This window comes from Pseudoflavonifractor sp. An187 (assembly GCF_002160275.1).
GTDB classification, from domain to species: domain Bacteria; phylum Bacillota; class Clostridia; order Oscillospirales; family Oscillospiraceae; genus Enterenecus; species Enterenecus faecium.
The window spans coordinates 107,158-120,981 of the sequence record NZ_NFKG01000004.1 but is presented as its reverse complement, the minus strand read 5'-3'; the positions used below and the strand labels follow the sequence as shown (position 1 = coordinate 120,981).

The 13,824-nt window shown below is 55.8% G+C and carries 11 protein-coding genes and 1 pseudogene; 8 read left to right on the top strand and 4 right to left on the bottom strand.

Features of this window, described 5'->3' with window-relative positions:
- The 3 genes and pseudogenes from B5F22_RS04030 to B5F22_RS04020 form a co-directional block, all read right to left on the bottom strand.
- A pseudogene (locus tag B5F22_RS04030) lies at nucleotides 1-340 on the bottom strand (transketolase); the annotation flags it as partial.
- 39 nt (nucleotides 341-379) lie between these two features.
- On the bottom strand, nucleotides 380-1,081 hold the full coding sequence (locus B5F22_RS04025) for an L-ribulose-5-phosphate 4-epimerase (protein ID WP_087231167.1): 702 nt from the start codon (nucleotides 1,079-1,081) through the stop codon (nucleotides 380-382).
- A 156-nt stretch (nucleotides 1,082-1,237) separates the two neighbouring features.
- Entirely contained in the window at nucleotides 1,238-1,663 is a 426-nt protein-coding gene (locus tag B5F22_RS04020) for an HAD-IIB family hydrolase (RefSeq protein WP_275532476.1), read from the bottom strand.
- Between B5F22_RS04020 and B5F22_RS12830 the strand changes: the two genes are divergently transcribed.
- The gene (locus B5F22_RS12830) at nucleotides 1,584-2,189 is read left to right on the top strand and encodes an HPr family phosphocarrier protein (RefSeq protein WP_343223923.1); all 606 of its coding nucleotides are present in this window, start codon (nucleotides 1,584-1,586) and stop codon (nucleotides 2,187-2,189) included. The two genes, B5F22_RS04020 and B5F22_RS12830, sit on opposite strands and share 80 nt — an antisense overlap.
- A 50-nt stretch (nucleotides 2,190-2,239) precedes the next feature.
- Here B5F22_RS12830 and B5F22_RS04005 read toward each other — a convergent pair whose 3' ends face one another.
- Nucleotides 2,240-2,614: a DUF5655 domain-containing protein gene (locus tag B5F22_RS04005; protein WP_087391140.1), complete on the bottom strand. Its 375-nt coding sequence runs from the start codon at nucleotides 2,612-2,614 to the stop codon at nucleotides 2,240-2,242.
- 297 nt (nucleotides 2,615-2,911) lie between these two features.
- Here B5F22_RS04005 and B5F22_RS04000 point away from each other — a divergent pair, with 297 nt between their 5' ends.
- The 7 genes from B5F22_RS04000 (at nucleotide 2,912) to B5F22_RS03970 (ending at nucleotide 13,818) form a co-directional block, all read left to right on the top strand.
- Entirely contained in the window at nucleotides 2,912-3,970 is a 1,059-nt protein-coding gene (locus B5F22_RS04000) for a LacI family DNA-binding transcriptional regulator (protein ID WP_087231184.1), read from the top strand.
- A gap of 82 nt (nucleotides 3,971-4,052) precedes the next feature.
- Nucleotides 4,053-5,345: a galactokinase family protein gene (locus tag B5F22_RS03995; protein WP_087391137.1), complete on the top strand. Its 1,293-nt coding sequence runs from the start codon at nucleotides 4,053-4,055 to the stop codon at nucleotides 5,343-5,345.
- Nucleotides 5,346-5,380: 35 nt separating this feature from the next.
- Nucleotides 5,381-6,370 (top strand): UDP-glucose 4-epimerase GalE, encoded by a 990-nt coding sequence (gene galE, locus B5F22_RS03990; RefSeq protein ID WP_087391133.1) that lies wholly within the window; start codon nucleotides 5,381-5,383, stop codon nucleotides 6,368-6,370.
- A 15-nt stretch (nucleotides 6,371-6,385) separates the two neighbouring features.
- The gene (gene galT / locus B5F22_RS03985) at nucleotides 6,386-7,876 is read left to right on the top strand and encodes a UDP-glucose--hexose-1-phosphate uridylyltransferase (RefSeq protein WP_087391130.1); all 1,491 of its coding nucleotides are present in this window, start codon (nucleotides 6,386-6,388) and stop codon (nucleotides 7,874-7,876) included.
- Between the two features lie 228 nt (nucleotides 7,877-8,104).
- Nucleotides 8,105-10,993 (top strand): DEAD/DEAH box helicase family protein, encoded by a 2,889-nt coding sequence (locus B5F22_RS03980; protein WP_242955054.1) that lies wholly within the window; start codon nucleotides 8,105-8,107, stop codon nucleotides 10,991-10,993.
- Nucleotides 10,980-11,834: a hypothetical protein gene (locus B5F22_RS03975; RefSeq protein ID WP_087391124.1), complete on the top strand. Its 855-nt coding sequence runs from the start codon at nucleotides 10,980-10,982 to the stop codon at nucleotides 11,832-11,834. The genes B5F22_RS03980 and B5F22_RS03975 overlap by 14 nt, the downstream gene beginning before the upstream one ends.
- Nucleotides 11,824-13,818 (top strand): site-specific DNA-methyltransferase, encoded by a 1,995-nt coding sequence (locus B5F22_RS03970; protein WP_087391121.1) that lies wholly within the window; start codon nucleotides 11,824-11,826, stop codon nucleotides 13,816-13,818. Before B5F22_RS03975 ends, B5F22_RS03970 begins: the two co-directional genes overlap by 11 nt.
- The last annotated feature ends 6 nt before the right edge of the window (nucleotides 13,819-13,824 follow it).

Here is a 13,824-nt window from a genome sequence, read left to right as displayed (position 1 = left end):
CCACACCGGGGGTCAGGTTCATGTTGGGGTGGCCCTGGAGGTGGCTGCCAATCTGGCGCAGGGTGAGCAGGTCCTCCACGGGGAAGTAGCCCCGGTTGGCCAGAGCGGCATACAGGCCGGGGGCGGTGTGGCCCTTGGAGAGGACAAAACGGTCCCGATCCTCCCAACGGGGGTTGGCGGGGTCGATGCGCATCTCTTTAAAATAGAGATAGGTGAACAGGTCGGCGGCGGACAGGGAGCCGCCGGGATGTCCAGCCTTGGCGGCGTGGGTGCCGGTGAGCACGCCCTCCCGCACGGAGACGGCGGTGAGCTTTAGGGATTTTTCTTCCGCAGAAGTCATGCAAACTTCCTCCTTCTTGGTGTTGGCTGGTGGTCAGCCTTAGTGTTTGCCCTGGCCGTAGTAGGCGTTGGGGCCGTGTTTGCGCATGTAGTGCTTGTCCTGAATGCGCTGGGGAGCCGGAGCGGCGCTGGGGTCCACCTGACGGGTGAACATGGCCATCTTGGCCACCTCTTCCAGCACCACGGCGTGATAGACAGCCTGAGCGGCGTCCTTGCCCCAAGTGAAGGGGCCGTGGCTGTGGCAGATCACGGCGGGGACGGCCACCGGGTCAATGCCCCGGGCCTGGAACTCTTCCACAATGAGCTTGCCAGTGTTCATCTCGTAGTCCTCGTCCAGCTCCTCCTGGGTCAGGTGACGGGCACAGGGGATGGGGCCGTAGAAGTAGTCGGCGTGGGTGGTGCCGTAGCAGGGGATGTCCCGGCCGGCCTGGGCCCAGCCTACGGCGTAAGGGCTGTGGGTGTGGACGATGCCGCCCAGCTGGGGGAAGGCGTTATACAGCACCAGGTGGGTCTTGGTGTCGGAAGAGGGGTTCATATCGCCCTCCACCTTGTTGCCTTGCAGGTCCATGACCACCAGGTCCTCCGGCTTGAGCTCGTCGTACTCCACACCGGAGGGTTTGATGACAAACAGACCCTTTTCCCGGTCGATGCCGCTGACGTTGCCCCAGGTGTAGGTCACAAGACCCCGACGAGGCAGTTCCATATTGGCCTCATATACCTTTTGCTTGAGTTCTTCCAGCATAGATAAACCCTCCATTTATGATTAAATATTCACTTTTTCCGCCCGTTCACCGCCCAAATGGGACATTTTGCACACCAAATCACCTGACAAGAGGTGGGTGGGCATCCCACGGCCTGTGAGACAGCGGATGCAGCACCACTAATTCTACCACAAATCTCACCGATGAACCAGATATTTCTCAATAATTTCAGCCATCCCGTCATGATTGTTGTCCCGGCAGGTGACGGCGTCGGCGGCCGCTTTGGCCTCGTCGGTGCCGTTGCACATGGCCACCCCGATTCCAGCGGCCCGGAGCAGGGACAGGTCGTTGGCGGCGTCCCCCGCCGCCACGGTGTTTTCGATAGGAATGCCCAGCCGCTGGGCCAGCTGCACCAGGGCGTTTCCCTTGCTTAAACCCCGGGGGATGATCTCCAAATGAGCCTGGCAGGAGAAGAACGCGTCCAGCTGCTGGGGGTATTCCTCCAGCACCCACTGGCGGAACGCCTCCAGCGGGGCTATTGTTATGGCTAACCTGGATAATAAGAAACTGCTTGCCTGCTGCGCCAACGGCGCTGGCTCCTCTCTGATGATGGAGAAGGACATCGACAAGGTCATGAAGAAGTTCAACGTCAAGCCCGCCGAGCTGCGCCACTGCCCCGTGTCCGAGGGCAAGTCCGCCGCACGCAACTACGATGTGCTGTTCTGCGCCCGCACCTTCGAGAAGAACTTTGAGAACGCCAAGAAGGCTGGCACCGTGGTCATCCCTCTGCGCAACGTCATGTCTGCCCCCCGAAATCGAGCAGGCTTTGAAGGACGCCGGTCTGCTGTAAGAGACCGGACGGAGATCGAAAAAGAAGGAAACACGGTTATGATTCAGTTTAGCTATACCATTCGTGACGAGCTGGGCATCCACGCCCGCCCCGCCGGACAGCTGGCCAAGGTGGCCAAGAGCTTTGAGCCCACCGTCATCTCCATCACCAAGGAGGGCAAGACGGTGAAGGCCTCTCAGCTGATGAAGCTGATGGGCCTGGCCATCAAGAAGGGCCACGAGATCACCATCACGGTGGAAGGGGAGCGGGAGGAAGAGGCTGCCGCTGCCATGAAGAAGTTCCTGGAAGAGAACCTGTAACTACAAGAAAAAGCACCTGTTTGGATTGCATACAGACAGGTGCTTTTTTGTTACTTTTCCATGGAGAACTGGTAGGCCTCCTCCACCCACCCCATCACGGTCTCGTCCAGGTCGTCCAGGCAGGTGAGGAGTACGTGGTGGGTCCAGCGGTTGGGGTAGGGCTCCACCGCCAGGGCAATGCGGGGGTGCTCCTTGTGGTAGGACAGGCCAAAGGAGAGCAGCAGATACTCCTCCGGCCACCCCTTGACCTTGCGCCAGGGCAGGGACACGGTGGCAAACACGTAGCGGTTGCGCAGAGAAATCTGAGTTTTCCCCACCTTGGCGGTGACGTCCGGGTGGAGCTGGTCCAGCTGGTCCCGCAGCGCCGTGTAGAGGGGGAGCATCTGGGGCATGGAAGTGAAAAACAGCAGTTCGTCGTTGGACATCTCAAACACCTCCGGATAGGACCTCTGGGGGATGGGGCCTGTATTTGTGATAAAAATAGTATAGCGGAGCGGAGATAAATTTTCCACCGGTTGCAGGGACGTTTTTCGGCAGTTTGCAGACAATTTTCAGGGACACCGTGGGAAAGAGAATATCTTTGTTGTGTGAAACCGACAAAGCAACCAGGGGAGAATCTGGGAAAGCAGGAGGAAATCACGAATTCCTGTGAAAAGGTCATTGCCAACTGGGCAGAACAATGATAAAATAATTTTTACCGAAATAGAAAGGGGGCGGAGCCCATGGCAACGCTGAAAGAAATTGCACAGCGCACCGGCTACTCGCCCGCCACCATCTCCCGGATTTTGTCCGGTGATCCACAGCTTTCCGTCACCCCCGAGGCACGCCGGAAGGTATTGGAGGAGGCGGGGCGGCTGAACTACACCCAGACCAAGAGCAGACGGGGACGCACCCCCAAGGGCGTGCTGCGGGTTGGCATCGCAGAGATGCTCTCCCCGGTGCAGCAGTTGGACGACCCTTATTACCTGTATTTGAGCGGATTTGTGCGCCAGCGCTGCCTGGACAAGCGATATACGGCAGTGGCCCTGGAAAACCGGGGCAGTGAGTTTGTGGTACCCACAGGAGGGGAGAAGCTGGACGGCATTGTGGCCATCGGCCTGTTTGAGCCCGACCAGATCCGGTCCCTGGCGGGATTGTGTCCCAACCTGGTATTTGTGGACTCCTCTCCCCGGGAGAGCCAGCACGACTCGGTGGTTCTCAACTACTCCCTGGGCATTTCCCTGGCCTTGGAGCACCTGGAGAAGCTGGGACACCGGAAAATTGGCTTCATCGGCCCCGAGTGGAAGTACGACGACCTGCGCCAGCGGGCCCTGGAGACCCGGCGCAAGCTGTTTGTGGAACAGATGGAGCACCGGGGTGCGCTGCGCACCGAGTGGCTGCTGGACTGTCCCATGCAGACCGACGAGGCCGCCATGGCGGTGGAACAGTTCCTGGCCCGGGGTGGAGACCGCCCCACTGCCTTCATCGCCGCCAACGAAGAGGTGGCCATCGGTGCCGTGCGGGCCATGCGGGAGCTGAACATCTCGGTGCCGGAACAGATTTCGGTGGTGTCCTTTAACAACACCCCCCGGTCTGCCCTGTTGGACCCGCCCCTGACGTCCATCTCTGCCCATGTGGAGCAGATGGCCGCCACCGCGTTGGACCTGCTGCGCACCCGGGTACCCCTGCCTGGCCGGGAGGCGGAGCGCACCCTGCCCTTGAAAGTGGTGGTGCCCCCCACGATGATTGAGCGAAAGAGCACAACGACTCCCCGGGATTTTGTGCAAGACTCCAAAGAATAATTTGATCAGAAGAAATGGTTGAATTTTTAGTAAAATAAAAGTATACTTTTATCAATAACAAGAAATGGAGAGGTGAGAGGACATGCACGATTGCAACAAGCTCCTGGAGGAGCTGAAGGCGGGCCAGCTGGACGAGTCTCTGGCCCGTGTGTACGACCTGCACGACGGCGGCAAGGCCTTGGAGCAGGGGCGTGAGCGCAGCATTCATGTCACAGAAGAATTTATCAAGCTGTTTGGAAACCAGGCGGGCGCAGGGCTGTACACCGGCCCCGGCCGCACCGAGATCTGCGGCAACCACACCGACCACCAGCGGGGGCGTGTGCTGGCCGCTGCAGTGGACCTGGACTTTTTGGTGTGCGCTGCCCCCAACGGCACCAATACCATCCGGTTTATGTCTGAGGGCTGGCACATGGTAGAGGTGAACCTGGATAACCTGGAGCCCGTGGAAGAGGAGAAGGAGGGCACCGCCGCCCTGGTGCGTGGCGTGGCCGCTGGCATCGCTCAGCGTGGCTACACCCCTGTGGGATTCGACGCCTACGCCACCAGCAAGGTGCTGCCCGGCTCCGGCCTGTCCTCCTCCGCCGCCTGTGAGGTGACCATCGGGGTCATTCTCAACCACCTGGTGTGCGGGGACGCTCTGGACGCCGTCACCATCGCCCAGATCGGCCAGTATGCCGAGAATGTGTTCTTCGGCAAGCCCTGCGGCCTGATGGACCAGACCGCCTCCTCGGTGGGCGGCGCTGTGGCCATCGACTTTGCCGACACCGCCAACCCCGTGGTGCGTCCCATCCAGGTGGACCTGGCTGGCTACGGCCACGCCCTGTGCATCATCGACTCCGGCGCTGACCACGCCGACCTCACCGCAGAGTACGCCGCCATTCCCCAGGAGATGAAGGCGGTGGCCGCCTACTTTGGCTGCGAGGTGCTGCGGGAGGTGGACGAGAGCCGCATCTGGGCGGATATGCCCGGCCTGCGTAAGGCTGTGGGCGACCGGGCGGTGCTCCGTGCCCTGCACTTCTTCGCCGACGACCAGCGGGTGGCCCTGGAGGCCGACGCCCTGGAGCGCGGCGACTTTGACGCCTTCCTGAAGGTGGTGCAGCAGTCCGGGGAGTCCTCCTGGATGTACCTGCAAAACATTGCCCCCACTGGCGCTGTGGCCGAGCAGGCCATGGCAGTGGCTCTGGCCACGGCTGGCCACGCCCTCAAGGGCCGGGGCGCTTACCGGGTCCACGGCGGCGGTTTCGCCGGCACCATCCAGGCTTTCGTGCCTCTGGATATGCTGGACGAGTTCAAGACCACTGTGGAGTCCGTGCTGGGAACTGGCAGCTGCCATGTGCTCACCGTCCGTGCTGTGGGCGGCGCCGTGGTGTGCTGATGAAAATCAACTGAATCGAAAGGGAGCGAACTGTAATGGCTATTTTGGTTTTGGGTGGAGCCGGATACATCGGTTCTCACACCGTTTATGAGCTCATCGACGCAGGACGTGACGTGGTGGTGGCAGACAACCTGCTCACCGGCTTCAAGGAGGCCGTGCACCCCAAGGCCCGGTTCTATCAGCTGGACATCCGGGACCGTGGCGCTTTGGACACCCTGTTCCAGGCCGAGAACATCGAGGGCGTCATCCACTTTGCCGCCTCCTCCCAGGTGGGCGAGTCCATGTCCAACCCCCTGAAGTACTATGACAACAACCTCTATGGCACCATGGTGCTCCTCCAGTCCATGGTGGCCCACGGGGTGGATAAGATCGTGTTCTCCTCCACCGCCGCCACCTACGGCGAGCCCGAGTCTGTACCCATTCTGGAGACCGACCGCACGCAACCCACCAACTGCTACGGCGAGACCAAGCTGTCCATGGAGCACATGATGAGCTGGGTGTCCAAGGCCCACGGCCTGCGCTATGTGGCCCTGCGCTACTTCAACGCCTGCGGCGCTCACGCCTCCGGCAAGATCGGCGAGGCCCACAACCCCGAGACTCACCTCATCCCCCTGATTCTCCAGGTGCCCAACGGCCAGCGGGAGAAGATCTCCATCTTCGGCGACGACTATCCCACTCCCGATGGCACCTGCATCCGGGACTACATCCACGTCACCGACCTGGCCCAGGCCCACATCCTGGCTCTGGACTACCTGATGAAGGGCGGCGACAACAACGTCTTCAACCTGGGCAACGGCGTGGGCTTCTCCGTCAACGAGGTCATCGAGGTGGCCCGGGCTGTCACCGGCCATCCCATCCCCGCTGAGGTCTCTCCCCGCCGGGCTGGCGACCCCGCCCAGCTCATCGCCTCCTCTGAGAAGGCCAAGACCGTGCTGGGCTGGAAGCCTCAGTATGACGACCTGAACACCATCGTCTCCTCCGCCTGGAACTGGCACAAGGCCCATCCCCACGGCTACGAGAAGTAAGGGAGGGGCAGAGAGATGAACGAGGCCATTTCCAAGCTGATTACTTATGCGGTCCGCACCGGGCTCATTGAGCCCTGCGAGACCACCTGGGCCACCAATGCGGTGCTGGAGGTGCTGAAGCTGGACAGCTACACCGACCCCGGACAGGAATGGGGCGACATCGACCTGGCCGCCGTGCTGGATGAGCTGCTGGACGATGCCTATGCCCGTGGCGTCCTCACCGAGAACTCCGTGGTGTATCGGGACCTCTTTGACACCGCCATCATGGGTGCTCTCACCCCCCGGCCCAGCCAGGTGCGGGCCAAGTTCCAGGCTCTGTACCACGAGGACCCGGAGAAGGCCACCGACTGGTACTACACCTTCTCCCAGGACACCAACTACATCCGCCGGGACCGCATTGCCCGTGACGTGCGGTGGAAGGCGGACACCGAGTACGGGGAGATGGACATCACCATCAACCTCTCCAAACCGGAGAAGGACCCCAAGGCCATTGCTGCCGCCCGTAATCTCCCCGCCTCCAACTATCCCCGCTGCCAGCTGTGCGCGGAGAATGAGGGCTATGCCGGACGGGTGAACCACCCCGCCCGCCAGAACCACCGCATCGTGCCCATCACCATCAACAACTCCCCCTGGTTTTTGCAGTACTCCCCCTATGTGTACTACAACGAGCACTGCATCTGCTTCAACCAGGAGCACACCCCCATGAAGATCGACCGGGCCTGCTTCGGCAAGCTCCTGGACTTCGTCCGCCAGTACCCCCACTACTTTGTGGGCTCCAACGCCGACCTGCCCATCGTGGGCGGCTCCATCCTGGCCCACGACCACTTCCAGGGCGGCCGCTACACCTTCGCCATGGCCACCGCTCCCGTGGAGACTCCCGTTACCTTTGCTGGGTACGAGGACGTCACCGCTGGCATCGTCAAGTGGCCCATGTCCGTCATCCGCATTTCCAGCGAGAACCCGGAGCGGCTGGTGGACCTGGCCGACAAGATTCTGCTCAGCTGGAGAGGGTACACCGACGAGGACGCCTTCATCTATGCCGAGACCGATGGGGAGCCCCACAACACCATCACCCCCATTGCCCGGATGCGGGACGGCAAGTATGAGCTGGACCTGGTACTGCGCAACAACATCACCACCGAGGAGTATCCCCTGGGTGTGTATCACCCCCACCAGGAGCTCCACCACATCAAGAAGGAGAACATCGGCCTCATCGAGGTCATGGGTTTGGCCGTGCTGCCCGCCCGCCTGAAGGAGGAGCTGGCACAGGTGGCCGACTGCCTGGCCAACGGCGGCGACCTGCGTGCCCAGGAGACCACCGCCAAGCACGCCGACTGGGCGGAAGGCTTTAAGACCAAGTACGAGTCCATCACCAAGGACAACGCCTGGGACATCGTCCAGTACGAGACCGGCCTGGTGTTTGCCAAGGTGCTGGAGCACGCTGGCGTGTATAAGCGCACCGCTGAGGGCAAGGAGCAGTTCCTCAAGTTCATTGCACAGGTGTAATTGACAACAAACGACCCCGGAGCTACGGCTCCGGGGTTTTGTTTGTCTAATGTATTTTGCATGTTTGCCTTGCCCTTGCCTCTCCCTCTGGGAGAGGTGGCAGCCCGTAGGGCTGACGGAGAGGGTGGCAAGCCGTAAAAAGCAGGAACTTATTTTGAAAATGTTGTGTGTTCCAATAAAAACATGTATAATAGCACAGATTATAGCATGTGTGAGAAAAGGGGACCAATGATGTTTTATCAAATGATTACCTGTGCCCGGGACCGATGGTTTGCATCCTCTGCCTGCACCGTCACTGGGATTGTGGACTATATCGTCAAGACCAACCAAATGCGTGATGCCCAGGTGGATGCCATCAAATCCTACCTGTTTTTGAAAATCGCTTGCGGTTGTAGACCTCTGGTGGAATTGTTTTGCCAGGGGGCTTTTAACAATTTGGATTTAGAGCAAGAGGAGCTCTCTGCCACCACACGGGACTATCTGACTTCTCACCCAGCTGCTGCGGCGTTATTTGAGTACGCTTGTCTGAAAAACGACCGGGGCGCACAGGTTTCGCCAAAGCTGGAGAAACTGCTGCGGAAGTCACCAGAATCGGTAGATTGTGAGAGCTTCTTCCGGCAAGCTTTTTATGGGGTGGGATATACAGACTATCTCTTTAGCCTTCCCATGGGTGCGGGTAAAACTTACTTAATGGCAGCATTCATTTATTTGGATTTGTATTTCGCTAGAAATGAGCCTCACAACCCGGCCTTTGCACATAACTTTATGATTTTTGCCCCGTCTGGGTTAAAATCTTCTGTGGTTCCCAGTCTCAAAACCATTCAGCGTTTTGAGCCGTCTTGGGTCATCCCGGAACCGGCAGCCTCTGAAATCAAGCGGCTCCTCTCCTTTGAGGTCCTGGACCAGGCCAAGACAGCTAAGAAGTCCAACAAGACCAAGAACCCCAACGTGCAAAAAATCGCTAACCACCAGCCCCTTTCGGAGCTATTCGGGTTAGTGGCAATCACTAACGCAGAAAAGGTGATCCTGGATAGAATTCAGGAGGCAGATGGGCAAATCAGCTTCTTTGAAGAGAGTGAAGACGAGAAGGACCGCCAGGCCAATGAATTGAGAAATCTTATCGGGAAACTCCCGGCTCTATCCATCTTCATTGACGAGGTACACCACGCAGTCAGCGAAGAGATCAAACTGCGTGCTGTGGTGAACCGCTGGGCCAAGGAGAATACTGTGAATTCTGTGGTGGGCTTTTCTGGCACGCCGTACTTGGAAAAGCCGGAGAAAACAAAAGTGACCGATGAGCTCTCCGTCTCCTCGGGAGAGATCTCCAACATTGTGTACTACTATCCCCTCATCGACGGTGTGGGAAACTTTCTGAAAAGGCCTGTGGTCAAAATTGTAGACCAGGCGGAGAGCCGCCTGATCATCGAAAGTGGCATCAGAGAATTCCTCGACACCTATAAGGATACCGTATACCCCAACGGGACCAAGGCCAAACTGGGCATTTACTGTGGTACCATTGAGAAGCTAGAAGAAATGGTCTACCCCCTAGTGTCCAGCATTGCGGCAGAATACGGCTTGTCCGGGGATACCATTCTCAAATTCCACAAGGGAAACAAGCAATACCCCCAGCCTGCGGATAGTCAGATGGAATTTGAGTGTCTGGACCAGCCCTTTTCCAAAATTCGCATCGTTCTCCTGGTCCAAATTGGGAAAGAGGGCTGGGATTGTCGCAGCTTGACGGGCATCATCTTGTCCCAGGAGGGAGACTGTCCCAAAACCATGGTGCTGCAAACGGCGTGTCGGTGCTTACGCCAGGTGGAGAAGAACGCCCTGGAGACGGCGCTCATCTACCTCAATAGCAGCAATGCGGAAAAGCTCAACAGTCAATTGGAAAAACAGCACCACGTCTCCCTGAAAGAGCTGACAGAGGCCGACCACCATAAGGTCTCTCTCAAGCGGTACGACCGCACACAGTATCTGAAACTGCCCAAGGTGGACTTCTACCAACTGAAAATCAAGTATGAGACCCTCATCGTGGAAGAAGCTGCCCCAGAGGCGGCGCTTGCCACCGCCTGTGATGGGACAAAACGGGCGGCGGAGGTCATCAAAACCACGGACCTCACCATGAAGGTGGCGGAGACCAAAGTGATGGAGGAGGAACGAGGTGAGATGCCAGCCTCCTATTCTGCTTGGCTGTACGGCATCGTACGAAGCTCGTTTGGCACCCTTACCATGGAGCAGATGCAGCCTTATGACGCACAATTGCGAGAGGTGTTTGACACCATTACCTATCAGCGGGAAGGCTCCCGGTATTTTAGCTCCAGATATGACCACCCGGCGGTGCAGGCCAACGTGCGAAAGGCGTTTTGTGACCGGCGCACCTTCCAGACCCAGGAGGAGCGCATTCCCCAGTCGGCCAGCCTGTTGAACATTGCCAACTTCACCGAGAACATCGAGACGGAGCGGCCCCAGGACTACTACCCGCCTCAGGACACCGTGGAAAACATCGTGTTAGATGATCGTGGAAAGCTGAAATTAAAGCCAGACATAGCAGCAGCCATTTTGGCGTTGGAATCAGATGATAGCCAAGTTAATCGGGCCATTGCAGCGACCCTTCGCAAGCAAAACTCTTCCCACCCCCAGAAAGACCGCTCCTTCCACTACCTGCCCTACCGTACAGACAGTGGCTTTGAGCAGACCTTCCTGGAAGAGGTGCTGACTTTCCCGGAAATGGAACGCCTAGGCCTGGAGGTCTACTACAACGGCGACCGGGCCATGACGGAATTCAAAATCAAGTGCTACAAACAGAGTGGAAACGGCTGGCAGTATGTGGGCGTGTATACCCCCGACTTTCTCATTCTCCAGCGCAAAGATGGGCAGATACACAAAGTTATCATTGCAGAAACCAAGGGCGAGGCCTACGCCAACGACACCAAGTTTCAGGACAAAAAGGCCTTTGTGGAGACAGAATTCCTCCGGCAGAACAATGAGGCTTTTGGGTATGAGCGGTTTGAATATCTGTATTTGGAGGACGCTTTGCCGGAGCATGAACGGCTTTCAATGATACAGAAAAAGATTATAGAATTTTATGAGGTGATGGACGATGAATTGGCTTGACTATAGAGAAGCTCTAGGAATTGGGTTCTCGGACCAGGATAAGGTGGTTTTTTTTCTGAGGAAAATTTTTAATTTTCTTACGACCGCCTCCCAAGATACCCAATATAGTATTACCGAACGTGAATATTTTACATTTTGTAATATGACTGGAAGTCAATTTCATCCTATCAGTAGTTTTACTAATAATGCCTATCAAAATATTCTAGAAGTCTTACAGGTTAATACCCAGTCACTTGGCAGTTTCCTTTCATATTATGTTGCGTTTATTAATTGTAGAGAAGTAAATGATTGGAAACCCTCGAATAGAGATATGTTCATAAAAATTCTTTGCACAGCTTTGCAAGAGTCTCAAATTCCATATGATATGCTACAGGATAAAGATGGAGTTTTTGTTTTTCCCAAGGGAGCGAAAGAACTAGATAATGCACTCGTATCAGAACCTCTGGAATGGCTGAAAGCATATCCAAAATCGCATCAGGCATTCATAAAAGCATTGAAACAATATGCAGAAGCTACTCCAGAGAACGCAAGTGATGTTGCGGACAAGTTTCGAAAAGCCCTCGAAACTTTTTTTCAAGAGTTCTTCGGGGGTGCTCGTTCTTTAGAAAAATACATTACTGATCACACTTACGAGCAATACCTGAATCAACGTGGTGTACCAGCTGATATGCGTGATGAGTTTAAGAACACTGTCAATGCGTATGCAAAGTTTATTAACAACAATGCCAAACACCATGATAAGACACAGCTTAATGTACTGGAGTATCTTTTATACCAGACAGGTAACATTGTTCGATTTCTCATAACGCTGAGGCAGGAGGAAAATGCAAATGCCGATTAAATATGTACCGTTCATCCCAGAGCCTGTGGAAGGACAGGCGGTGCTGGGGAACTTTAACCGCATTTTGAAATACAAGGGTGCGGACGATGTATCTATGGTCTTGCAGCGAGGAATGCCCCTGTACGAGATGGAAAAACAGGAGACGGTGGGAGAAAATCGGGACGGGAATCTGGTCATCCGGGGTGAATGCGTTTCTGCCTGTGCTTACCTGAAAGAGCATGACATCCAGGTGGATTTGGTGTACATTGACCCGCCCTTTGCCAGCGGGGCAGACTACGCCAAAAAAGTTTACATCCGCCGAAATCCCAAGGTGGCTGCGGCGATTGCACAGGCCGAGCAGGAGCTGGACATTGACGAGCTGAAAGCCTTTGAGGAGAAGATGTACGGCGATGTGTGGGACAAGGAGAAGTACCTCAATTGGATGTATGAGAATCTTATGGCAATTAAAAGTGTCATGAGTGAGACCGCGTCTATTTATGTGCATTTAGATTATCATATTGGGCACTATATGAAGGTTCTAATGGATGAAATCTTCGGAGAAGATAATTTTCGAAATGAAATCATCTGGAAACGTGCAACTGCTCACAGTGATGCCGAGTTTTATGGAAATAATTTCGACTGTATTTATTTTTACACAATGGCGCAAGCACAGTATATCTTTAATACAGTTTACCAACCTTATGATGAGGCATATATTGCGAGATTCAGCAGAAGTGACCCAGATGGTCGAAAGTGGGATAGTGGTAATTTGACGGCCAAAGGGCTTCAAGGCGGAGGGTATGATTATGAATATAAAGGATACCGTTCGCTGTGGAGAATGCCACTCGAAACCATGGAAAAAATGGATCGAGAGGGCAGAATTCATATAACAAAAACAGGAGGTATTCGGTCAAAGGTATATTTGGATGAATTGCCTGGAATGCCTGCTCAATCAATGTGGACTGACATCAATCCCATTAATTCACAGGCGAAAGAAAAAGAAGACTATGCCACACAAAAACCTGAGGCACTTCTGGAACGCATAATCAAAGCATCCTCCAACGAAGGCATGCTTGTCGCCGACTTCTTTGGGGGCAGTGGAGTTACAGCGGCGGTAGCCAATAAGATGGGCCGCCGATTCATCCACTGTGACATCGGCCTCAACTCCATCCAGACCGCCCGGGATCGCCTAAAGGCGGATGGGGTACAGTTCGATGTGTTGGAGATTAAGGACGGGGTGCAGCTCTACCGCAATCCAGTTCAGACCATGGATAAGATCAAGTCCCTGATTCCTGGGCTGAAAAACGAGGATTCCTTGGATGCCTTCTGGGAGGGAGCCATTGCTGACAGCAGACTGGGAACCGTTCCCGTCTATGTCCCCAATTTGATGGACAGCAGTTCCAAGCTGTTGGATCAGGTGATGATGAACCGCATTATCCACCAGGCCATTCCAGATTTGGACAATGACGTGAAAAAGGTCATTGTCTATTACATTGACATCACCAGTGAGGAAGAAATTCGCAAGTTCATCGAGGAAGACGACAGCACCACCGTAGAGATCGAACTGCGAGACTTGAAGACCATTTTGGACGATGTGGTCATTGGGGACTATGCCACCTTCCACACGCAGGAGCCCCAGGAGGGCATCGAACGCTATACCGTTGTGCTGGACACCTTTGTCAGTGACCGTGTGATGCAGAAAATCACCGAGTTCAACGAAAAGGCCAGAATGAACGCCACCACCAAAAGGCCCTTCAAGCCTATAGAAATCAGTGACACCGGCCTGGAGCTCATCGAGTATTTGAGCCTGGATTGTACGGCGGCAGACGGAGAGTGGCACTCGGACAGCGAGATCAAGATTGATAAGAATGGCTACGTCATCTGCAATGGCGAGAAAACCAAGAGCCTCTGGGATGGTGCCATCCGTAGTGAGAAGAAACCTCTGCGCCTCAAAATCCGCAACATCTGCGGGGATGAGACGGTGTGGTCATTGGATAACCCATAACGACAA

Excerpts from the sequence above, each read along its gene's own strand:
- B5F22_RS04025 (WP_087231167.1), bottom strand. The coding sequence starts at position 1,081 with ATGCTGGAAGAACTCAAGCAAAAGGTATATGAGGCCAATATGGAACTG.
- B5F22_RS12830 (WP_343223923.1), top strand. The coding sequence starts at position 1,584 with ATGGCTAACCTGGATAATAAGAAACTGCTTGCCTGCTGCGCCAACGGC.
- B5F22_RS04020 (WP_275532476.1), bottom strand. The coding sequence starts at position 1,663 with ATGTCCTTCTCCATCATCAGAGAGGAGCCAGCGCCGTTGGCGCAGCAG.
- B5F22_RS04005 (WP_087391140.1), bottom strand. The coding sequence starts at position 2,614 with ATGTCCAACGACGAACTGCTGTTTTTCACTTCCATGCCCCAGATGCTC.
- B5F22_RS04000 (WP_087231184.1), top strand. The coding sequence starts at position 2,912 with ATGGCAACGCTGAAAGAAATTGCACAGCGCACCGGCTACTCGCCCGCC.
- B5F22_RS03995 (WP_087391137.1), top strand. The coding sequence starts at position 4,053 with ATGCACGATTGCAACAAGCTCCTGGAGGAGCTGAAGGCGGGCCAGCTG.
- galE (WP_087391133.1), top strand. The coding sequence starts at position 5,381 with ATGGCTATTTTGGTTTTGGGTGGAGCCGGATACATCGGTTCTCACACC.
- galT (WP_087391130.1), top strand. The coding sequence starts at position 6,386 with ATGAACGAGGCCATTTCCAAGCTGATTACTTATGCGGTCCGCACCGGG.
- B5F22_RS03980 (WP_242955054.1), top strand. The coding sequence starts at position 8,105 with ATGATGTTTTATCAAATGATTACCTGTGCCCGGGACCGATGGTTTGCA.
- B5F22_RS03975 (WP_087391124.1), top strand. The coding sequence starts at position 10,980 with ATGAATTGGCTTGACTATAGAGAAGCTCTAGGAATTGGGTTCTCGGAC.
- B5F22_RS03970 (WP_087391121.1), top strand. The coding sequence starts at position 11,824 with ATGCCGATTAAATATGTACCGTTCATCCCAGAGCCTGTGGAAGGACAG.